This is a genomic window from Thioclava atlantica (genome assembly GCF_000737065.1).
Classification (GTDB): domain Bacteria; phylum Pseudomonadota; class Alphaproteobacteria; order Rhodobacterales; family Rhodobacteraceae; genus Thioclava; species Thioclava atlantica.
On sequence record NZ_AQRC01000010.1, the window covers coordinates 72,692 to 95,332 of the forward strand.

General features: G+C 67.1%; 13 protein-coding genes. 1 reads left to right on the forward strand and 12 read right to left on the reverse strand.

Translation table 11 applies throughout. From position 1 onward, the window contains the following. Positions 1-175: 175 nt before the first annotated feature. The 12 genes from DW2_RS12865 to DW2_RS12920 all read right to left on the reverse strand — a co-directional run bounded on the left by DW2_RS12865 (position 176) and on the right by DW2_RS12920 (position 20,719). Positions 176-958, reverse strand: coding sequence for a crotonase/enoyl-CoA hydratase family protein (locus DW2_RS12865; RefSeq protein WP_038147227.1), 783 nt, complete (start codon positions 956-958; stop codon positions 176-178). Further along, positions 951-1,814, reverse strand: a complete 864-nt coding sequence (locus tag DW2_RS12870; protein WP_038147229.1) for a hydroxymethylglutaryl-CoA lyase — start codon at positions 1,812-1,814, stop codon at positions 951-953. Before DW2_RS12870 ends, DW2_RS12865 begins: the two co-directional genes overlap by 8 nt. Beyond that, positions 1,807-2,463, reverse strand: a complete 657-nt coding sequence (locus DW2_RS12875; protein ID WP_038147231.1) for a glutathione S-transferase family protein — start codon at positions 2,461-2,463, stop codon at positions 1,807-1,809. The genes DW2_RS12870 and DW2_RS12875 overlap by 8 nt, the downstream gene beginning before the upstream one ends. After that, on the reverse strand, positions 2,460-4,376 hold the full coding sequence (locus tag DW2_RS12880; RefSeq protein WP_038147233.1) for an acetyl-CoA carboxylase biotin carboxylase subunit: 1,917 nt from the start codon (positions 4,374-4,376) through the stop codon (positions 2,460-2,462). The genes DW2_RS12875 and DW2_RS12880 overlap by 4 nt, the downstream gene beginning before the upstream one ends. 124 nt (positions 4,377-4,500) lie before the next feature. Next, the gene (locus DW2_RS12885) at positions 4,501-6,105 is read right to left on the reverse strand and encodes a carboxyl transferase domain-containing protein (RefSeq protein WP_038147235.1); all 1,605 of its coding nucleotides are present in this window, start codon (positions 6,103-6,105) and stop codon (positions 4,501-4,503) included. Continuing rightward, positions 6,102-6,569 carry a lysozyme inhibitor LprI family protein gene (locus DW2_RS12890; RefSeq protein ID WP_051856039.1) on the reverse strand — a complete coding sequence of 156 codons (468 nt, stop codon included), beginning with the start codon at positions 6,567-6,569 and terminating at the stop codon, positions 6,102-6,104. Before DW2_RS12890 ends, DW2_RS12885 begins: the two co-directional genes overlap by 4 nt. Continuing rightward, positions 6,569-7,729, reverse strand: a complete 1,161-nt coding sequence (locus DW2_RS12895) for an isovaleryl-CoA dehydrogenase (protein ID WP_038147237.1) — start codon at positions 7,727-7,729, stop codon at positions 6,569-6,571. The genes DW2_RS12890 and DW2_RS12895 overlap by 1 nt, the downstream gene beginning before the upstream one ends. Positions 7,730-7,853: 124 nt before the next feature. Further along, positions 7,854-8,759 (reverse strand): zinc metalloprotease HtpX, encoded by a 906-nt coding sequence (htpX, locus tag DW2_RS12900; RefSeq protein WP_038147238.1) that lies wholly within the window; start codon positions 8,757-8,759, stop codon positions 7,854-7,856. Between the two features lie 109 nt (positions 8,760-8,868). Beyond that, on the reverse strand, positions 8,869-10,167 hold the full coding sequence (locus tag DW2_RS12905) for an HlyD family type I secretion periplasmic adaptor subunit (protein ID WP_038147240.1): 1,299 nt from the start codon (positions 10,165-10,167) through the stop codon (positions 8,869-8,871). A gap of 31 nt (positions 10,168-10,198) precedes the next feature. Beyond that, positions 10,199-12,070 (reverse strand): cadherin-like domain-containing protein, encoded by a 1,872-nt coding sequence (locus tag DW2_RS19120; RefSeq protein WP_051856041.1) that lies wholly within the window; start codon positions 12,068-12,070, stop codon positions 10,199-10,201. Between the two features lie 3 nt (positions 12,071-12,073). After that, positions 12,074-13,861, reverse strand: coding sequence for a type I secretion system permease/ATPase (locus tag DW2_RS12915; RefSeq protein ID WP_038147242.1), 1,788 nt, complete (start codon positions 13,859-13,861; stop codon positions 12,074-12,076). Between the two features lie 81 nt (positions 13,862-13,942). Continuing rightward, on the reverse strand, positions 13,943-20,719 hold the full coding sequence (locus DW2_RS12920) for a peroxidase family protein (RefSeq protein WP_038147244.1): 6,777 nt from the start codon (positions 20,717-20,719) through the stop codon (positions 13,943-13,945). A 266-nt stretch (positions 20,720-20,985) separates the two neighbouring features. On the opposite strand from DW2_RS12920, the gene DW2_RS12925 reads away from it, so the two are divergent. Continuing rightward, positions 20,986-22,455 carry a sensor histidine kinase gene (locus DW2_RS12925; RefSeq protein WP_081874981.1) on the forward strand — a complete coding sequence of 490 codons (1,470 nt, stop codon included), beginning with the start codon at positions 20,986-20,988 and terminating at the stop codon, positions 22,453-22,455. Positions 22,456-22,641 lie beyond the last annotated feature (186 nt).

Consider the following 22,641-nt stretch of genomic DNA (forward strand, 5'->3'; position numbering starts at 1 on the left):
ACCGAGGCGGTGCGGGAAAATCGCCTCGGAGCGGGTCCGAAAGCGATTTTGTATACCGATGCATGCGATTTGAGACCGAACTGCGACGATGCGTCCTAGTTCATGCGTTTCCTGCATCGATTATGCATTTTTCCAAGCGGTCAAAACGGTTTGGCCGCGCAGGTTCCGCACAGAATCACCGTTTCCAGTTCGGCTCGCGCTTCTCGAAGAAGGCCGCGATGCCCTCTGCGGATTCCTCCGACTCCCACCGCGTCACCAGCGCCTCGACCGTCATGTCGATGGTGGTGGTGTCGATCCGCGGCCCGAGCGCGCGCACCAGCGCCTTCGCCTCGGCCACCGCCCCGGGCGCACAGGCGAGATAGGGTTCGGCCTCGGCCATCACCGCCGCGTCGAGATCTTCCGCTGCCACGACCTTCGCCAGCAGGCCGAGATCGCGCGCTTCCTGCGCGTCGAAAAGACGTGCGGACATGAAGACCCGGCGCGCCCGCGCCTCGCCCATCCGCGCCACGACATAGGGAGAGATCGTCGCGGGCGTCAGGCCGAGCTTCGTCTCGGTCAGCCCGAAGCGCGCGCCCTCGGCGCCCACCGCGACATCACAGACCGACATCATCCCGATCCCGCCGCCGAAAGCATTGCCCTGCACCCGCCCGATCACCGGCTTGGGACAAGTATTGAGCGCATTGAGCATCCCCGCGAGCTTGCGTGCACCCGCCGCGCGTTCCTCGGCCCCCGCCGCGATCTGCGCCTGCATCCATTTCAGATCGCCCCCGGCGCAGAAACTGCGGCCCTCGGCGTCGAGGATGACCACGCGCACCTCCGCGTCCTCGCCGAGCGCTCCGATGCCCCGGGTGATCTCATCCATCATCTGTTCGGAAAGCGCGTTGTGCTTCTCCGAGCGCGCGAGCGTCAGCCGCGCGATCCCGCGGTCGTCCTTGCCGATCCGGATCGTCTCAAACATCGCCCTGCCCTTTCATCTTCCGCGCCAGCCCCGCCGCTTCGGCGAGCACCTGCGCATCCAGTCCCGTCTCGTAGCCCAGCTCGATCAGCCGCGCATTCACCGCCTCGGTCGCGACATTGCCGGCCGCCCCCGGCGCATAGGGGCAGCCGCCAAGACCGCCCACGGCCGCGTCGAAGACCCGCAGCCCGAGCGCGAGGCTCGCCTCGATATTCGCGAGCGCCCGCCCGGCCGTGTCGTGATAATGCCCGGCGAGCCGCGCGGCCGGCACCTCGTTCATCACCGCCTCCAGCATCGCCGTCACGCTCTCGGGCGTGCCCTGGCCGATCGTGTCGCCCAGAGAGATCTCGTAACAACCCATCTCGCGCAGGGCGGCGACGACCCGCGCCACGTTTCCGGGCGGCGTCGGCCCGTCGAAGGGGCAGTCGGTGACGACCGAGACGTAGCCGCGCACTTTCACATTGTCGGCTTTCGCCGCCTCGACGACGGGCGCGAAGCGCTCGAGACTTTCCGCGATCGAACAGTTGAGGTTCGCGCGCGAGAACCCTTCCGAGGCCGAGGCGAAGATCGCCACCTCGTCGGCGCGCGCCGCTTTCGCCGCCTCGTAGCCCTTCAGGTTCGGGGTGAGCGCGGCATAGGAGATGCCGGGCCTGCGGGTGATCCCCGCGAACACCGCCGCGGAGTCGGCCATCTGCGGAACCCATTTCGGACTGACGAAGGAGCCGACCTCGATCCGCTTGAACCCCGCGCGGCTCAGGCAATCGACCAGCGCGATCTTCTCATCGAGCGGGATCGCGCGCTTTTCGTTCTGCAGCCCGTCGCGCGGGGCCATCTCGAAGATCTCGACCGTTTCAGACATCGGGCAACTCGTAGAAATCCTGACTGTAGATGCTGTCGCCCCCGCCCTTCGCGACCGCGCGCCGATAGGCGGGGCGCGATTGCACGCGCTGGCGATAGGCGGAGATGTTCGGGAAGGGCTCGGGCCGCACGAAGCGGAACATCGCGTCGATGTTGAACCCCAGCATACAATCGGCGCCCGAGAACGGCCCGATCAGGTATTCGCGCCCGTCGAGATGCGCCTCGAGCGCCCGCATCGTCACCTCGAGCCGCTTCGTGTCGAGCCGTGTCAGCACCGGCGAGCGGGCCTCGACCGGGCGCAGGAAGATGTGGTGGATATTGAGGTTTTGCAGGATATTCGCCTGCGTTTCCGCGAAATGGACCCATTCGAGGAAATCGGCGCGCGTGGGCTCGCCGGGCGAAGGCGCGAGCCCCGCCTCGGGTCGCGTCTCGGTGAGATATTCGATGATCGCGCCGCTTTCGAAGATCGTCCGCCCGTCGATCTCGATCGCCGGGATCCGCCCCGCCGGCGAGAGCGCGCGGAACTCGGGGCCGCGCAGCCCGCCATCGGTGAGCGACCAGTGACGCAGCGCGTATTCGAGCCCCATCTCCTCGAGCAGCCACAGCACCCGCATCGAGCGCGAGCCCGGCACGTGGTGAAGGGTGATCATGCCTCCTCCTCCAACCGGATCAGTGCCGCGCCCGCCTCGACCTGCGTGCCCTCGGCCACCAGCACCTCGGCGACGGTGCCGTCGCGCGCGGCGCGCATGGTGTGCTCCATCTTCATCGCCTCCATGATCGCGAGCCGGTCGCCCGCCGCCACGCTCTGGCCCTCCGCGACGAAGACCGCCTTCACCAGACCCGGCATCGGCGCCAGCGTGAGATCCGAGGTCTCGGTCGCGCTGCCGCGCTCGAGCGGATCGGGGATCTCGAAGCGATGCGCCCCGTCCATGAAGATCGTGACCGCGCCCGGATCGCGATGCATCGCCGCCCCGGTCTTGGCGCCATCGACCCGCCAGCCATCGGGACCGCGCAGGCAGTCATGCGACGCGCCCGCCACCTCGACCGAGACATGGCCCGGCCCGATCACGCGGAGCGCGGCCTCTTCTTCGAAGGGCACGGGCCGGCGCAGCGGTGCCCAGAGCGCGAAGCCCTCGCCCGTACCCTCCCAAAGCCCCGCCGCCGCGATCACCGCAAGCGCGCGCGCCGCCTCGGTCCGCTCGGCCGGCGCGGCGAGCGTGTCGATCTCGCGCCCGATCAGGCCGGTATCCACCTGCCCCGCGCCGAAACCTTCGTGGCGGGCCAGCCGGGCGAGGAAGGCGAGGTTCGTCACCGTGCCCGCCACCTGCGTCTGCTCGAGCGCCCGGGCCAGCTGTCCGAGCGCCACGTCGCGGGTGGGGCCGTGGGTGATGATCTTGGCGATCATCGGGTCGTACCACGGGCTGATCGTATCGCCCGCGCGCACGCCGGTATCGGCGCGGCAGCCTTCGGCAAAGCGCAGATGCGAGAGCGTGCCGGTCGCAGGCAGGAAACCTGCCGGCACATCCTCGGCATAGAGCCGGGCCTCGAAAGCGTGACCGGTGATGGTCAGATCGTCCTGGCCGCAGGGCAGCGCCTCGCCCGAGGCCACCCGCAACTGCCATTCGACGAGGTCGATCCCGGTGATCGCCTCGGTCACCGGATGCTCGACCTGAAGACGGGTGTTCATTTCCATGAACCAGAACCGGTCCGGCCGCAGCCCGGCCGAGCCGTCGACGATGAATTCCACCGTGCCGGCACCCCTGTAGCCGATCGCCTCGGCCGCGCGCACCGCCGCCTGCCCCATCGCCTCGCGCATCTCCGGCGTCATCCCGGGCGCAGGCGCTTCCTCGATCACCTTCTGGTGGCGGCGCTGGAGCGAGCAGTCCCGTTCGAAGAGATGCACCGCCTGCGTCCCGTCGCCGAAGACCTGCACCTCGATATGGCGCGGGCTGGCGATGAATTTCTCGATCAGAACGGCGGGATTGCCGAAGGCCGTCTGCGCCTCGCCCCGGGCCGAGGCCAAGGCTTCGGCGAAATCCCGAGGTTTCTCGACCAGGCGCATCCCCTTGCCGCCACCGCCCGCGACCGCCTTGATCAGCACCGGATAGCCGATCGTCTCGGCCGCGCCGGCCAGATGCTCGGGATCCTGGTTCTCGCCGTGATACCCGGGCACCACCGGCACACCGGCCTGCTCCATCAGCGCCTTGGCGGCATCCTTGAGCCCCATCGCCCGGATCGCCTCGGCCGAGGGGCCGATGAAGGTCAGCCCCGCCGCTTCCACCGCCTCGACCAAATCGGGATTTTCCGAGAGGAAGCCGTAGCCCGGATGGATCGCCTGCGCGCCGCTCTGCAAAGCGGCCTCGATGATCGCGTCCCCGCGCAGATAGCTGTCCTTCGGCGCCGGCCCGCCGATCGCCACGGCCTCGTCGGCCATCGCGACGTGCCGCGCCCCCGCATCGGCCTCGGAATAAACGGCGACGCTCGCCACGCCCATCTTGCGCGCGGTGTCGATCACCCGGCAGGCGATCTCCCCGCGATTGGCGATCAGGATCTTGGAAAACATGTCGGTCTCCCTGTGAAAACGGCGGGGGCTCTGCCCCCGTGCCCCCGGGATATTTTCAGGCATTTGGAAGGAAGAAACGGAGCTCTTCCAAATGCTTCAAATATCCCCGCCGGAGGCAAAAAACTTACATCCGGAACACGCCGAAGCGGGTCGGTTCGATGGGGGCGTTGAGCGCGGCCGAAAGCGACAGCGCCAACACATCGCGCGATTTGCGCGGGTCGATGATACCGTCATCCCAAAGCCGCGCCGAGGCGTAGAGCGGGTGCGACTGGCGCTCGAACATCTCGATGGTGGGGCGCTTGAACTCGGCCTCTTCCTCGGCGGACCATTGGCCGCCCTTGCGTTCGATCCCGTCGCGCTTGACAGTGGCGAGCACACCCGCGGCCTGCTCCCCGCCCATCACCGAGATCCGCGAATTGGGCCAGGTCCAGAGGAAACGGGGACTGTAGGCGCGCCCCGACATGCCGTAATTGCCCGCCCCGAAGGAGCCGCCCACCAGCATCGTGATCTTCGGCACCGAGGTGGTGGCGACGGCGGTCACCATCTTGGCGCCGTGGCGCGCGATGCCTTCGTTCTCGTATTTGCGCCCCACCATGAAGCCGGTGATGTTTTGCAGGAAGACGAGCGGGATCGCGCGTTGCGAGCACAGTTCGATGAAATGCGCGGCCTTCTGCGCGGCCTCCGAGAACAGCACACCGTTATTGGCCACGATCCCCACCGGGCAGCCCTTCACATGGGCAAAGCCGGTCACGATGGTCTCGCCGAAGCGCGGCTTGAACTCGTCGAAGCGCGAGCCGTCCACCAGACGGGCGATCACTTCGCGGATGTCGTAGGGGGTCCGGAGGTCGGCGGGCACGACGCCGAGGATCTCCTCGGGATCATAGGCGGGCTCTTCGGGCGATTGCCAGTTCACGCCCGCGGGTTTCCTCCGGTTGAGCGAGCCGACCGCCCGCCGCGCCAGCGCCAGCGCATGGGCGTCATCCTCGGCCAGGTAATCGGCTACACCGGAGAGCCGCGTATGCACGTCGCCGCCACCCAGATCCTCGGCCGTCACCACCTCGCCGGTCGCGGCCTTCACCAGCGGCGGGCCGGCGAGGAAGATCGTGCCCTGTTCCTTCACGATGATCGTCACATCCGACATCGCGGGCACATAGGCGCCGCCCGCGGTGCACGAGCCCATCACCACCGCGATCTGGGCGATGCCCTTGGCCGACATCCGCGCCTGATTGTAGAAGATGCGCCCGAAATGGTCGCGATCGGGGAAGACCTCGTCCTGGTTGGGCAGGTTCGCCCCGCCCGAGTCGACGAGATAGATGCAGGGAAGGTTGCATTCCTCCGCGATCTCCTGCGCGCGCAGGTGCTTCTTCACCGTCATCGGGTAATAGGTGCCGCCCTTCACGGTGGCGTCATTGGCGACCACCATGACTTCCTGCCCCATCACCCGGCCGACGCCCGCGATCACGCCCGCACATGGCGCGGCATTGCCATACATGTCATGCGCCGCCGTCGCGCCGATCTCGAGGAAGGGCGCGCCGGGATCGAGAAGCCCCGCCACGCGTTCGCGCGGCGCCATCTTGCCGCGGCCCAGGTGGCGTTCGAGCGCCGCGGTCCCGCCGCCCGCCGCGGCCGCGTCGGCGGCCTCGCGGATCGTTTCGAGCGCGGTCAGATGCGCCGCGCGATTGGCCTGGAAGCCCTCGGATGAGGGCAAGGCAGAGGAAGTCAGTTTCATTCCATGTTCCCCAGATCACGCAGTTCGAGCGCGCGCTGCGCAGTCTTGTGCAAGTAACAATCGCTCGCCATCACCGTACGGATCGAGCCAGCGCCCCAGACCGCGTAGGTCAGGCCGCAATCGGCGTCGCGAAAGGCGATCCAGGCCCGCTGCGCCTCGAGCAGCTGATCGGCCAGATCGGTCCCGCCCTGTGCCAGCATCCGCGCCCGTGCGCCCTTGTATTGGGCATTCAGGAGATCGTCCCAGACCTGCGCCTCGCCCTGCAGGCAGGCGGAAATTCCCGGCGTCGTCTCGCCGCCCGGCTGCGACTGGCAGGCCTTGGCCGCATCGCCGATGCAATCGGGCAGCACGCCTGTCGCATCTTTGAGACAGGCGTGCACCGTGTCGGGATCGACCGACAGGTCCTGCGCCGCGGCCGGATACGCGGCCGTGAGCGGCAGAAGGGCAAGCATCAGCCAGCGCATCACGCGCCTCCCATGATCTCGCGACCGATCAGCATCCGGCGGATCTCGGAGGTGCCCGCGCCGATCTCCATCAGCTTCGCGTCGCGGAACAGGCGCGAGACGTTGGAATCGCTCAGGAACCCGGCCCCGCCCAGTGCCTGCACCGCCTGATGAGCCTGCACCATCGCCTGTTCGGAGGCATAGAGCACGGTCGCGGCCGCATCGTGCCGTGTCACCGCGCCCCGGTCACAGGCCTTGGCGACCTCGTAAGTATAGGCCCGCGCGGTGTTCATGGCGACATACATGTCGGCGATCTTGCCCTGCATGAGCTGGAAATTCCCGATCGGCTGGCCGAATTGCTCGCGTTCCTTGCAATAGGGCACGACCTCGTCGAGGCAGGCCATCATGATGCCGGTGCCGATACCCGAGAGGACGACGCGCTCGTAATCGAGCCCCGACATCAGCACGCGCACGCCTCGGCCTTCCTCGCCCAGCACGTTCTCGAAGGGCACTTCGCAATCCTCGAAGAAGAGCTGCGCCGTGTTCGAGCCGCGCATCCCGAGCTTGTCGAAATGCTTCGAGGTCGAGAAGCCCTTGAAATCCTTTTCCACGATGAAGGCGGTGATCCCCTTGGAGCCCGCCTGCGGGTCGGTCTTGGCATAGACCACCAGCGTATCGGCATCGGGGCCGTTGGTGATCCAGTATTTGTGGCCGTTCAGGACGTAGTAGCCGTTGCGCTTCTCGGCCTTGAGTTTCATGCCCACCACGTCCGAGCCCGCGCCCGATTCCGACATCGCCAGCGCGCCGACATGCTCGCCCGAGATCAGGCCGGGGAGGTATCTGCGCTTCTGCTCGTCCGAGCCGTTGAGCTTGATCTGGTTCACGCAGAGGTTGGAATGCGCGCCATAGGACAGCGCGATCGAGGCCGAGGCCCGCGCGATCTCCTCGGTCGCGACCACATGGGCGAGATAGCCCATCCCTGCCCCGCCATATTCCTCAGGAACGGTGATCCCCAGCAGACCGAGCTCGCCCATCTCGGTCCAGAGCTCATTGGGGAATTCATTGTCCAGATCGGTCTTCGCCGCGATCGGCGCGACACGTTCGGCCGCCCAGCGGCGCACCATGTCGCGCAGCGCCGCGATATCCTCGCCCAGATCGAACTCCATCGAGCCTGCGAACATCGGATCTCCTCCCCCGCTTTATTGAACGCCCGTTCATTTATGCGCGCAAAGCGAGTCGCGTCAAGGGCCAGAGGCACACGGGGAGGTGAATTGCGCAGGCGCGGCCCGCCATGCGCGACGCGTCTCAGCCCCAGGGGCCGGACGGATCGCGCGGCTCGGGCGCGCCCCACGGGGCGGCGGCGGGCGCGGGCTCGGCGCGGGGGCCCGCCATAGCACGCAGCGCCGCGACGCGGTTCGCGGTCGAGGGATGCGTGGCGAAGAGATTATCCGCCCCCTGCCCGTGCAGCGGGTTGATGATGAACATATGCGCGGTGGCCGGATGCCGTTCGGCGGCGATGTTGTCGACGCGCGCGGCCCCCGCCTCGATCCGCTCCAGAGCCGAGGCCAGCCACATCGGATTGCGGCAGATCTCCGCCCCCGTCTTGTCGGCCGCGTATTCGCGGGTGCGCGAGATCGCCATCTGCACCAGCGCCGCCGCCATCGGCGCGAGGATCATCATCGCGAGCGTGCCGACGATCCCCATGCGCTCGCGCGAGCCGCCGAAGAACAGCGCGAAATTGGCCAGCATCGAGATCGCGCCCGCGAAGGTCGCGGTCACCGTCATGATCGCGGTGTCGCGGTTGCGGATATGGGCGAGTTCATGCGCGATGACGCCCGCGAGCTGCTCGCGCGAGAGCGAACGCATCAGCCCCGTCGTCACCGCCACGGCGGCATTTTCCGGGTTGCGCCCGGTCGCGAAGGCGTTGGGCTGGGGCGTGTCGATCAGATAGACCGCCGGCATCGGCAGGCCGGCATTGCGCGCGAGCCCCGCCACCAGATCGGACAGGCCGGAGCGGTCATTCGGTCCCACCGGCTGCGCATTGTGCATCCGCAGGACCATCTTGTCGGAATTCCACCACGAGAACGCGTTCATCCCGGCCGCGACCACGAGCGCGATCACCGTCCCGCCCGTGCCCCCCATCAGGTAGCCGAGCCCCATGAACAGCGCGGTCATCGCCGCCATCAGCATGGCCGTCTTGACATAGCCCATCGCGTGCAACCTCCATCCTCTCGGGATCGTCGAAACCGAGATGGATATAGGGAGTGCCGCGCGCCGCGCAATTGCCAGAGGCTGACAATCGCGCGACGCGAACCCGGGCTCATTCCTCGCGCATCGAGCGCTGCATCTGGTCGGTCACCGGCTTGAGCAGGTAGGAAAGCGCGGTGCGTTCCCCGGTCTGGAAGAAGACCTCGACCGGCATGCCCGGCACCAGCTTGCGCCCGCCCGGAAGCTGCGCCTCCTCGGTCATCAGGATGCTGCACAGGTAATAGGGCCGGCCCGTCGCGGGGTCCTTGCTGGCGGCGGCGGCCACGACCCGCACCTCGCCCGCGACTTCGGGAGTGGTGCGCTGGTTGAAGGCGGTGAAGCGCAGCCGGACGGGCTGGCCGGGCGCGACCTGGTCGATATCGGTGATCGGAAGCTCCGCCTCGATCAGCAGCTCGCCATCGGGCACGATCGCCATCACCGTCTCGCCCGGCGCGACCACGCCATTGACGGTATGCACGCCCAGCTCGTTCACCACGCCCCCGATCGGCGCGCGGATCTCGGTGCGCGAGAGCCTGTCACGGGCGGCGATCGCGCGTTCATGAAGCTCGGAAAGCCGCGCCTCGATCTCGCGCAACTCCTTTTGCGCGGAGGTCCGCATCTGGTGATCGAGCTCGAGAATACGCAGGTTCGCCTCGTTGATCTGGCCCCGGACACGGGCGATATTCGCCTCGATCTCTCCGCCCACGCCTTCGAGCCGGGCGATGTCGCGCTCGGTCTCGCTGATCGCGCCCTTTTCGGTCAGCCCCTTGCCGAGAAGGGTGGCGAGCCGCGCATGATCCTCCTCGCGAAGCTTGCGCTCGATCCCGTTGGCCCGCGCCTGCGCCTCGAGCGCGTGCACCTCGTCGTCATATTGCTCGATCTGCAGCAGGAGCTGGTCGCGGCGCAACTCCAGCATCGAGCGGTCATGCTCGAAGGACCGGCGCTCGCCCTCGGCGATCGCGGCGCCCTCGGGCGTGGCGTCAAACCCGGTCGGGAAGGTGATTTTTTCGGCGATGTCGCGCACCGCGACGAGCCGCGCCCGCCGCCCGGTCAGTTCGCGGATCTGGGTCTCGACGATGCCGAGCTCGGCTTTCAGCTGCGTCGGATCGAGCCGGATCACGATATCGCCCGCCGCCACGAGATCGCCATTCTCCACCAGGATCTCGCGGATGATGCCGCCATCGGGGTGCTGCACCTTCTTGAGCTGCGCGCGCACCGCCACCTGACCCGGCGCGATCACCGCGCCCGCCAGCTTCGCCTGTGCCGCCCAGCCGCCGCAGATCGCCACCAGCGTAAAGACGAAGAGCGCGGCGAAGACGATCCGCGAGCGGACCGAGAACAGCTGAATATCCGGTTGTGTTGCATGTCCCATCTTATCCTCCCGGCTCCCGCCGTGATGCGTGTCAGCTCAGCGCGTCGCCATCGAAGACGAAGTCCTGCTCCGTCATGTCGTGGTGGCCCTCGAGCTCGATCTCGAAGTCATAGGCGTCCTCGTCCTCTCCGCCCGGGCCGAGCCGCCCGCGCACGAGCGTCAGCTCCGAGCCGTCCCCGTCCTGCTGTTCGTAGACGCAGAAGACCGCGCCCTCCGCTTCCGGCGGGGCATCCCCCCCACCCGCGAAATACAGCTTGCGCGCGGCATAGCCCTCCCCGCCCGGGTCGAGTTGCGAGAAATCGATGCGGTCGCCGGGTTCGAAATCGGTGATCCGGTCGTTCCCGGCCCCGTCATTCGTGAGAGACCTGACGCTGGTGAAGACGAAACGGTCCTCGCCCGCGCCACCCGAGAAGGTGTTGGCGTCCTCGTCCGCGATCAGGCAATCGTCGCCCGCGCCCGCCGCGACGCGCTCGATCCCCACCAGCGTCCCCTGCCCGCCTTCGACCTCGAACGTCCCCGACCGCAGATCGACGCGCGCATCGGCCGCGATCGCCGAGAAGTCGAGCGTGTCCTCGCCTTCCCCGCCGTCATAGCTGTCGCCGTCGCACTCCTCGGCCTGCGCGATCAGGAAGCGATCCTCACCGGCTCCGCCGGAAAGCGCATCCGCCCCCGCGCCGCCGTCGAGCCGGTCGTCGCCCTCCCCGCCGATGAGCGTATCCGACCCGGCATCGCCTGCGAGCACATCGTCACCCGCGCCCCCGTCGAGCAGGTCGTCTCCGTCCCCGCCATGCAGCGTGTCATCCCCGGCCCCGCCGAAGACGATGTCATTGCCCGCGCCCGCGAAGACGAGATCATCGCCGGTCCCGCCATAGATCACGTCATCGCCCGCGCCGCCGAGCAGAACGTCATTCCCGTCGCCGCCATCGAGCATGTCGGCGCCTTCGCGCCCGTAGAGGATGTCGTGCCCGCCATAGCCGCGCATCGCATCTCCCCGAGGCGTTCCGGTGAGCAGATCGTCGCCCGGCCCGCCGCTCACATCGCGTCCCGGCGCGGGCAGGAAATCCGCGCGGGCGATCTGCGCGACAGACTCCTCGCCGTCGGAAATCCGATAGGAAAACGTGACCTCGCCGGCAAAGCCCTGTTCGGGCGTGAAGAGCCAGCTTCCGTCCCCGCGCGCGAGCACGGTCCCGCCCTCGACAGCGAGATCCTCGACATGGAGCGGGTCACCATCGGGATCGATCGCGCCCGCCAGCAGCACCGCAGCCGTGAGGATGACCGCCTCGTCGCTCCGGCCCGGCGCGAGCCGGACGGGGCCGCGGAGCTGGGGACGATGGTTGCGCTCGGTCTGTGCGTCCGCATTCTCGGCCGCTGCGCGTTCCACCCCCGACCCCGTTCCCGCGGAAGTGGGGATCTCGGGGGGCGTGGCCGGGGGGGCCGGCTGACCGCGCTCGGGGCGGCCCGCCGAATTCTGTGGGAAGAAGAAGGTCTCGTCGTCGGTTGCGATGACGGCCTCGCGCTCATGAACCCGCGAAAGAGCGCGGGAGGGCGAGAGGTGACGCTGCATCGGGAAAGGCACGACATTCTCGGCGAAACCGGGCGGGCCGTCTTCCTGTTCGGGCGCGCGGGTGGGCGCCATCTCGGGCGCATCGAGCATCGCGGGTGGATGGCGCGGCCCAGTTGGCGCCTCGGGCTCGTGCGGCGGCGCGCCCCGATCCTCGCCCCGCGTATCGGCCAGCGCTTCCTCGCCGCCGAAGAACCGGCTGGCAAGCCCCCCCCAGAGCACTGCGGTGAAGGGAAGGAGTGCGCGCGCCAGCCACGAGGCCCGCTCGTCGCTGCGGAAGCGCTGGCGCGGCGCGCTCGCGGCCTCGTCATCGGGAATTCCGAGTTTGAGCTTGTCGTCCATGCCTCACCCCGCAGCCTGTCTGGTTTCTCCGGCCGGCGCGCCCGCCACCTCTTCGCCCGGCCCGTCCTCGCCCGGACGTTTCGGCAGCGGCTTGAGCGAGACCGCGCGATTGACGATCTCGTCCTTCGGGCCGAAGGCCACCAGCTTGCCGCCCTGGATGAACCCCACCAGATTGACCGCCTCGAGCGCGCGCGGCCGATGCGCGATCACGATCACGATCCCGCCCCGGGCGCGCACCGAGTTCAGCGCCTCGGTCAGCGCCGCCTCCCCGTTCGCGTCGAGATTGGAGTTCGGTTCGTCGAGCACGACGAGGAAGGGATCGCCGAAAAGCGCCCGAGCCAGCCCCACCCGCTGCCGCTGACCGGCCGAGAGCGCCGTGCCATGCGGGCCGAGCTGCGTCTGGTAGCCGTCGGGCAGATGGATGATGGTCTGATGCGCGCCCGCCGCCTTCGCAGCCGCCACGATCTTCTCGGGCGCCACGCCCTCCTCGAAGCGGCAGATATTCTCCGCGATCGAGCCCTCCATCAGCGAGACCTCCTGCGGCAGGTAGCCGACATGGCGTCCGAGCTGATCGGCACGCCACTGATCGAGCGCGGCCCCGTCGAGGCGCACATGCCCGCGCAGGAGCGGCCAGACCCCCACGAGCCCCTTGGCGAGCGTCGTCTTGCCGCTGCCGCTCGGTCCGATCAACCCGAGCGCATCACCCGCGCGCAGCGCGAAATTCACGTCGCTCATCAGGACGGCCCCGCTGCCCGGGGCGACGATGGTGACGCCCTCGACGCTGAGCGAGACGCGCGGTGCGGGCAACTCGACGATCTCGTCATCCTCCGCGATCGTGGCGAGCGTGTCCTTGAGCCGCGTCAGGCTGCGCCGGGCGGCGGCGAAGCCTTTCCAGTTACCGATCGCCAGCTCGATGGGCGCGAGCGCGCGCGAGGCCGCGACCGAACAGGCGATGATCGCGCCGGCCGAGAGTTCGCCCACCATCGTCAGATAGGCGCCGAGCCCCAGAAGCGCGGATTGCAGCATCATCCGCATCACCTTCGACAGACCGCTGAGCGTTCCGGTGATGTCGCTGGTGCGCGCATGGAGCTGAAGGTGTTCGGCATTGGCGGCATCGAACCGGGCAACGGCGCGCTGACCGAACCCCATCGCCTGGAGAACGTCGGCATTGCGGGTATTGGTATCGGCGATGCTTGAGCGTGCGACGCTCGCGCGCTGCAATTCGCGGCCGGCCCGGCGCGACAGGATCTCGGTGATCACGGTCATGGTGATCAGCACGCAGGCACCGCCCAGCGTGAGCAGACCCAGAAGCGGATGGAGCATGTAGACGAAGCCCAGAAAGAGCGGCATCCACGGAATGTCGAGCAGCGCCACCGCGCCCGGCCCCGAGACGAAGCTGCGGATCGTGTCCACGTCGCGCCCGCGCTCGAGCGCCTCGGCCGAGGAATAGCCGAAGCGCGGCATCTCGATCGTCACCCGGTGCGCGAGCGGGGCGAGGCGGGTGTCGATCCGCGCGCCGATCCGCACCAGGATCTGGTTGCGCAGCACGTCGAAGAGCCCCTGGAACAGATAGAGCGCGATCGCCAGCACCGAGAGCGCGAGCAGCGTCGGCACCGAGCCGCTGGTGAGCGCGCGGTCATAGATCTGGAGCATGTAGAACGACCCCGTCAGCGCCAGCAGGCTGATCAGGAAGGACAGCGCCAGCAGGAAGGTGACGAGACCGCGATATCGGCCCAGACGTTGCGAGACGATCTCCTCGCTGGCTTGGAAGCGGCGGCGTTTGGTGCTCATGTGATCCCCCTTCGGATCGGCAAGGTTGCGAGCAAATCAGGCAAGCGGCACGCCCGGGGTCCACGCCCCGGGCGCGTCGCGTCAGTTCAGGCCGTTGAAGTCCGACCCGTCGAGGTCGTGATGCCCCAGCAGATCGATCTCGAAATCGGCATCCGGGTCGTCGTTGACATTGCCCGTGATGAGCGTGTGCTCCCCGTCGCCGCGCATCTCGTGGCTGATCCGGAGCTGGCCCGCGGCGCTGAAATCGCCGGCGGCGAAGAGCACGAAGGACTGGTTCCCCGCGGTGCCCTGATCGGCGTCGATCCCGCTCAGGTCGATCTTGTCGCCCGGCGCGAAGCCGAGGATCCGGTCGCCATCCGCATCCGCGGCCGAGCCGAAGACGAAGGTGTCGTTGCCGCCCCCGCCATCCATCACGTTCACCGCGGCATTGGCGGTGATCTTGTCGTCGCCGCTGCCGGTGATCACGTTCTCGAAGCTGTAGATCTGGTCGGCTTCGGTTCCGATCATCACCTGGCCATGCCCCATCGCCCCGTGCCCGAGATCGACCTCGACCGAGGCCGAGACCGCGGCGTAGTCGATCGTATCGGTCCCCTCGCCGCCCCAGTAGCTGTCGCGCCCGTCCCCTTCGGTCGCGATCACGAGATCGTCGCCGTCATCGGCAAAGACCATATCGTCCCCTGCCCCGGCCTCGATCACGTCATCGCCATCCCCGCCGAAGAGACGGTCATTGCCGCCATCCCCGAAGAGAAGGTCGTCACCCGCATTGCCGAGCGCGTTGTCGGCGCCGTCGCCTGCGAAGACGACGTCGTTCATCCCCGCGCCGATGAAGGTCTCTCCGGTCGCGTCGCCCACGAACACCAGCCCGTCGGTCTGGGGCATGCCAGCATCGGGCGCGGAAGCGTCATCGCCATCATCGCCATCCTCGCCCTCTTGCGCGGACGAAGCCTCGTGGCGGGCATTTTCCAGAACGTCCTGGGTCCGGTTCTGACCGATCACGACATTGTCGCCGCCGCCGCCGTGGAAGACGATGCGGTGGTCCGAGGCGAGCCCCGAGATATCGACCGTGTCGTCGCCCTCGTCGCCATTCACGGTGATCGTGGAGTAGTTGAGGCTGGTGCCGCTGAAATCGCCCACGATCTGCACGGTATCGCCGCGTCCGCCGCCCCCCCCGCCATTGAGACCGCCATTATTGTCATTCGCGGTCACGTCGCGGGTGTTGATCGTGATTTCCTCGACATTGGCGAGCTCTGCGATCACCTCGCCATTGCGGGTGACGACGATCTCGGCCGCCGCATTCTCGACGCTGAGGCCCGCCGCCATCGCGGCCGCGACGGTGTAGATCGCGAAGGTCTCGCTGGTGCGGTTGCCGGTGATGGTGAAACGGTCGCCCGCCGCGCCATTGCCGCCCCCATCGACGAAATCGCGCCCATCGCTGCGTGCGGGCCGGTTGGGACGCGGATTGGTCACGTTCCAGAGGATCGCGTCATTGCCCGACCCGCCGGTGATCGTGTCATTTCCGGCGCGGCCATAGATCACGTTGTCATTGCTGGACGCCGACCGGTCGATCACGTCGTCCGTGGCGCGCCCGGTGACGATCTCGAAGGTCTCGGTGACCTGCGTGCCGCCGATGTCGGTGGCGCGGATCTCGACCGTCTCGACATTGCCGCCCGGAAGCCCGCTCTGCAGCCGGACCTCGTTATTCGTCCCGTCGCCGGGCGTGAGCGTGATCGACGCATTGCTGGTGGAGAGCAGCTCGAAGCTCGCCTGGGTGTCGAAGGGCGCATCGGTCGAGAGCCGCGCGATCCTTCCGCCCGCCGAGAGCGCCTCCCAGGAGATGTCCGACATCGGCCCGACATCGAGCGAAACCGTCTGATCGGCGAATTCGGCCCGGTCCATGCCGACGAGGATGTCGACCCCGTCGGTCTCGGTCGCGTTGCCGTTTCCGTCGGTCGCCGGGCGCAGGTCGGTGATGCGGATCGCCTGCTGGCCGTTGAGCATGACCATCTCGATCCGGTAATCGTCGCGATTGCCGCGATAGACCGCCGTATCGCTCCCCTCCACCCCGGTTTCGCCCAGGATATGGCCGAGCGATCCATCCGAGAACAGGACGCGGGTGTCGCCCGTGCCGTACCAGTTCTCGATGAAGCCCTCGACGGTCACCGCCGGGTCATGGCGCACATCACCGATCCAGTAGAGGTTGCTGTCCACGATCGCGCGGTCGCCGAAGAGGTAATCGACGCGGCCCGTGGCCTGATCGCCCTCGTCGCCCAGACCGGTGAGACGGTCATCGCCGCCACCGCCCACGAGGTAGTTGTTGGGCCCGTTCGAGCCGACGGCATTGGCGTCCGCCCCGGTCAGATCGTCATTATATTGCGACCCGACGAGCCCTTCTAGGAAGGCATATTGGTCTATCAGGTTCGACCCGGTGCCCGCGTTGTTCGAGGTCTGGAGACTGGCGATGATGTTGATAAAGGCGTTCTCATAGGAGCCGATATCCATATCGCCCTCGGTACCGTCGCCATTGAACTCGATCACCGGGTTGAGCTGCGCCGGGCTGTCCCCGTTCAGGCGGTCGCCATCATTGGCGGTCGGGCCGAGCCCGCCTTCGAGCAGGTCATTGCCAGAGCCGCCGTTGATATTGTCATCGCCGACGCCGCCGACCATCCAGTCGGACCCGTTCCCGCCGAACATCTCGTCGACGCCGTCGCCGCCCTCCATGTAGTCGTTGCCGTCTCCGCCCATCATCAGGTCGGTGTCGCCCTCGCCATAGAGACGGTCGTCGCCATCGTCGCCGAAGACCTCGTCGATCCCGTCGCCGCCATGGACCTCGTCATCGCCCGCGTTGCCATGCGCGGTGTCGAGAACGCCCGGCCCGGCGAAGATCGTGTCATTGCCCGCCCCGCCGGAGATGAAATCGTCATTCTCGTAATCGGTGATGTAGTCGTCGCCGTCGCCGCCATAGATATGGTCGTTGCCCTGCGCGCCCTCGATGACGTCATTGCCCTCGTCGCCATAGAGCACGTCATCGCCCAGCGCGCCGACGATGAAGTCGTCGCCCGAGAGCCCGATCACGGTGATATGGCCGTCATTGGCTGGGCCGCCGGGCACGGTCTCGGTCAGCTCGACATTGTCGATCAGGATCTGGTCGTTCGAGCCCGCGAGGTCGAATTTCTCGATCACGATGCGCAGATCCAGACCCGCCGAGCCGGCCGGGATCGCCCCGGTGACCAGCGTGACGGTGATCTTGCCGCCATTCTCGGCGGGCGGATCGAAGATGACCGAGCCGAGCAGCACGCCATTTTCGTCGAAGAGCTTCGCCTCGCCGCCGGTCGCCTCGCGATCGAAGCGGTCGATGACGTCGAAGCTCAGCGTGTAGGTCGCGCCCTCGACCAGCGCCATCGAGACGGTCTTGGCAAGGATCGCGCCGCCGTTCAGATAGGCGACCTGATCCCCGGTCAGCACCGCACCGTCCACGGGCGGGTTCGGATCGGCCGAGAGCACCTCGGTCTCGGGCGCCCACGTGCCGCCATCGGTCAGGGTCCAGCCCTCGGGCGCGCCGTTGAGATAGGTGCCGTTGGTATTCGTGGTGCCGACGCCATCGCCCATGGCCGGGGCCTCGAAGCTGCCATTGCCGACATCGATCCGGGTCACGACGTCGGGCAGCCGCTCCAGCGTGGCGTTGAAATAGTCATTATCGCCATAGGGATCGCCGCTGCCATTGTCGCGGGCATCCTCGTGATAGCTGCCCGAAGAGGTCGTGCCGTCGAGCGTATAGGTCGCCGAGGGCTTGCCGAAGGCATCGGGAATATGCTCCAGCCCCGTCGCACGCATGATCAGATCCGCGAATTGCTCGCCGATGATCTGGTCGCCCAGATGGTGACCGACCGGCATCCGGTAGAGGTAGTAGAACCGGTCGCCATCCTGCAGGCGCTGCGCGAAATCGAGGATGATGAAGCTGAAGGTCGTGCCCAGCGGCCCGTCGAAGAGCGGCTGCTCGGCCAGCCCGCCGATCCAGAGATCGATATCCCAGAAGCCCTGATCGCCCGCGCCGCCGCTGATCGTCCAGCCGACGCCCGGCGTGTAGGTGGGCTCGCCCGAGCCGCGCATGAACATCACCGCCGCGTCATGCATCGGATCGGCCGCATCGGCCGCCGCGTCGATGATGCCCTGCGCGATCTCGCGGATCTGCCACAATTCGCCCGTACCCGCCTGATAGGCGTCGCGTGCGGCCTGAAGGCCGAAGGTGCCATCCGCGTCGCGGCCATAGGCGGCGATGAAGTTCACCAGCGATTCCGGGGTCCTCAGATGGGCGCCGAAATCCTCCCAGCTATGATAGGGAGCGATGCCCGAACCGTTGGCATTGTTCGCGGTGTTCTGGGTCAGCCCGTCGAACACCTCCTGGCGCAGTTCGTTGAGCGTGGGCAGGCCGACATCGCGGCCGCGCGCGATGTTGAGCGCCGCGAGATCGAGCGGCACGCCGACCAGCGATTGCTGGAGCGCGGCGGTGACGAACTCGTCCATCTCGTTGCCTTCCTGGGTCAGCAGACCCGCAGCGATCCCGGCCGCGCCATAGGCGTCGTACTGGTCGGGATTGAGGAAGACGTCGAAAAGCCCCTTCTCGACATAGGTGGGCGTATAGCCCGGCTCGCCCGGCTTGATCCCGTTCGCATCCTCGACGGCAAGCTGCACGGTTTCGCGCAGCTGCGAATGGCCGAGCCGGAACACGGCCTGCGCGAATTCGAGCGAGATATCGAGATTGATATCGGCCGAGTAGGAAACGAATTCGGGCAGCGCCGGGTAGAGGCCGGTGACGTACTGGTCGATGGCGATATGGTTGTATTCGGTCTCGGTGATGATCCGGGCCGCCTGGTAGAGCTTCTCGCCGTCCCAGCTCAGCCCATCCGCGATCGCCTGCACCACCGCATCGTCCGAGAGATCCTGCGCCATCCAGCCAGCGAGCGTGGCCTGATCGACATCTTGGGCGAGCCAGCCGCCCACATCGGCGCCGTCGCCGTTGAGCGCCGTCAGATCGCCGCGCGCCGCCGCATCGCGGATCGCGGCGAGCTTGATCGCGTTGGACTGGAGATTGTGTTCCTCGTGGAAGACGTGGTGCACCGAGGTCAGGGTGATATTCTCGTTCACCCGCCCGTCGCCCGAAACCTTGTGGCGGGCGAGCAGCGCATCGTCATAGGTGAAGCCCCCCGCATATGGATCGGAGGCCGGGTCGAGTTCGTTGCCCTGAGCATCGGTCCCCGGAGCCGCGCCATGCGCGATGTCGATCAGGATCGCCTGATTGGTGAACCGCACCTCGCCGATCTGCGCGGCGGAGCACTCGCCCGCCATCGCGTCCTCGAGGCTCCAGCGCAGGAACGGGTCGTATTCGGCGATCTCGGCATAGCTGCCATAGACGGTTCCGGCGATCTCGATGCCGGTGGTCGCGCCGATCGCCTCGAGATCGGCGATGCTCTGGTCCGAGCTGAACAGGAAGTCCTGCTGCGCGGTGAATTCGATGCGCCCGATCGCGTCGGCGCGGATCCACGGGGTGTCGAGCACATCCGTGTCGATCAGGCCGATCCCGAGACGCGCCGCATTGACCTTCATGTCGGCCCAGGTCGCAAGCTCCTCGGTCCCGTCGACCATCGACCCGTCGGGCGCGGCGGCCGCCCCCATCGAGACATCGACCTCGACGAGATTTCCCGCCGCGTCGAAACGGTGAACGATCCCGTCCTCGGCCCCGGTGATCAGAAGGCCCGTCACGCCGCCGGTCGCATCGTATTGGCGCACCAGCACGTTGGTCGATTCATGCGAGCCGTAGGTCTGACTCTGATCGATCATGAGACCGGTATTGTTCGTGTAGACCGGGGTGACACCGGGCAGCAGGTTGCCTTGCTCGTCGAAATCGCTGTCCGGGTTCGACAGCTTGGCCCGGCTGAGCATCATCATGTTCGATACGCCGGGGATGTAGGCGGGATCGGCCGGGTCGATCCAGAGCGGGTCGTTCGGGCTGAGCGGGATCATCACCACCCCGCCCGTCTTCTGGATGAAGTCGAGCCCGTGATCGAAGAACTGCCCGAAGGCGACGAACCACTCGTTATAGGTCACGCCGCCGAGGATGCCGGGATTGGGCATGAAGGCGGTCGAGATGTCGCCCACGACGGAATTCGAGACGCCGACCGCCTCGCCGCCCAGATTGTTCATCGCCGCGACCGCAGCCGGGTTGTGGTTCGGATCGGAGAGATCGACATTCGAGCTCGCGATGAGCTCCGAGATCAGGCGCGGCGTCGAATCCACCACGATCGAGGAACTCAGCCCGTCGAGGGTCGAGCCGTCGCCCGCATATTGATATTCCGCCGGCGCGTTCTCCATGAGAGCCGCCATGTAAGGCCCCATATCGAGCGTGGGCACATAATCCGCATCGCCCGGGGCCCGGCCTTGTGCATCGGCGACGAACATCGCCGGCGACATCGACATCGGATTGTCGACCAGCACCTGCTTGGTGGTGGCCACGTAATCGGCCTCGCCCGGCATCCGCCCCTCGGAATCGGGCAGGTTGAGCGTGACCCACATTTTCTGGACGGTGCCATAAGTCGTGCCGTAAGCGAGCTCGTCAGGATGGTTCGTCGTGAACATCCGAAGGAAGGCGGTGTCGGCCTGCCCCCAGTCGGGATGCACATTGCCGCCCTCCCAGACGATCGTGCCGTCGGCCGCCACGGTGTAGCCGCCCACGAGGTTGTTGTTCGAGCCCGAGACCTCGCGCACGCCGCTTGGATCGAGCGCGCTCGTGAGGCGGGAATAGTCGTTGAGAATGTTCACCTGCTGGAGCAGGTAGTTGAGATCGGCTTGTGACAAATTGATCATGGTATCCCCCGACGGGCTCGTTGGCGGCGCATCGCGCGCAGCACGGTTAGAGATCGAGGCCGATCGCCTGTCAGGTTCGGGAGGCTCGCTGGAAGGTGGGCGCCAGATGGCGCCCCCTTCCGCGATGCCGCTGCCCCCCACAAGCGCACGGCACGTTTCCTTGAGTCCATCAGGCCACAGCGGGGGGTCGGGCAAAATTGTCTTAGGTCGAACGATTTTCTCCCCTTAAGGTTGGGGATGCACATGGCCTTAGGACGGGGGTGGTCATGCGACTTTGGTCCAGTACGACCGGAACGAAGGTTGGGGAAAATGGCCGGCGGGCGGGAATTCTGCGCCGTCCCGTCCAGTGGTTTCTGGGTGCCAGCCTGTCGCTGCAATTCCTCCTCGTGCTCGGGCTGGTGCTGAGTCTCGCCCTCGCCTCGCTTGCCTATTGGCTCAACAGCCGCGCGACGACGCGGCTTCTCGATGCGAGCGCGGAAACCGCCGCCTACTACCTGCAGAACCTGCTCCAGCCGCATGTGCAGACCCTGGCCGCCTCGCCCCGGCTTTCCGCGGCGGATCTCGACGCGCTCGGCGCTCTCGCCGACGGGTTCCGCCATCAGGGCAACTTCCTCGCGATCAAGATCTGGCGACCGGACGGCTCACTGATCTTCGCGCCCAGCACCTCGCTGGTCGAGGCCCACCCGCCCGACGAGATCGCCGCGGTGATGCGCGGAAAGATCATCGGGCGCTATCCCGATCTGGAGGACGGGGAACACGGAGCCGAGCGCGCGTTCGGGGTGCGCCTCTACGAGATCTACGCACCGCTCTTCGACCGCGAGACGGGCAAGATCCTCGCAGTCGGCGAATTCTACCAAAACGCCGATGTGATCAGCTCCGCGCTCATCCAGTCGGCGAAGAAGACATGGCTCTTCGTGGCCCCGGCGGCGTTGGCGGTCTTCGCGATGCTGTTTCTCATCGTGCGACGCGGCAGTCTGACGATCGAACAGCAGAACCGCGCGCTGCGCGCGCAGTTCGCCGAGCGCGAGACGCTTTTGCTGGCCAATGCCGATCTGGGCCGACGCGCGAGCGAGGCGATGCAGAACGCGGCCCGGATCGACGAGACGGCGAAACGGCGTCTCGGAGCGGAACTGCATGACGGCGCCTGCCAGCTGCTCGCCTTTCTCGCGCTCGAGACCGACCGGCTGGCGGAGTTGATTCGTTCCTCCACCAGCACCGATCGCGCGAAAGCGGCCAGGATTGTTGAGGATATCCGCAGTGCCGCACATCAGACGATGGAAGAAATCCGTGCCGTTTCCCGCGGCCTCTCCTCCCCCCAGGTCGCGAGCGCCCGCAGCCTGCATCAGGTGCTCGAGATGGTCGCGGCAGAGCACCGGCGCCGCAACGGTGCGCAGGTCTCGCTTGAGCTCGATGGTCCGGATCTCCCGCTGACCGAGGGGGTGCGCCATACGATCGGCCGGATCGTGCAGGAAGCGCTCAACAACGCGGCCAAACACGCCCCAGGATCCACGCAGAAAATCCTTTTGCAGCAAGAGGATGACGAGCTTGTTCTGACCGTCTCGGACGATGGCGGCAGCGGTGGGGCCGAGGCGTTGCGCGAGACCGAGGACGGTCTGGGCATCCCGGGCATGCGGTTTCGCGCCGAGGCGCTTGGCGGCACGCTCATCATCCGTCCCCGCGAGCCGCGCGGCACCGAGGTGATCTGTCATATCCCGACCTCGGCGCGCGCGTCCTAAGCTGCATCTACGATACCTCTTTGGGCGCAGCACTCGCGCTCAGGTTGAAAATGCCCTCAGGCGTTTCACGTTGCTTTTTTCCGCCACTCGTTCACCCTGATTCCCAGGGGAAGTGGGGGCTTCCGTTCGTTGTCGGGGTTTTCATCCGGCCGACATTGTATCTGTCATCTTTGTACTGATTCCGGC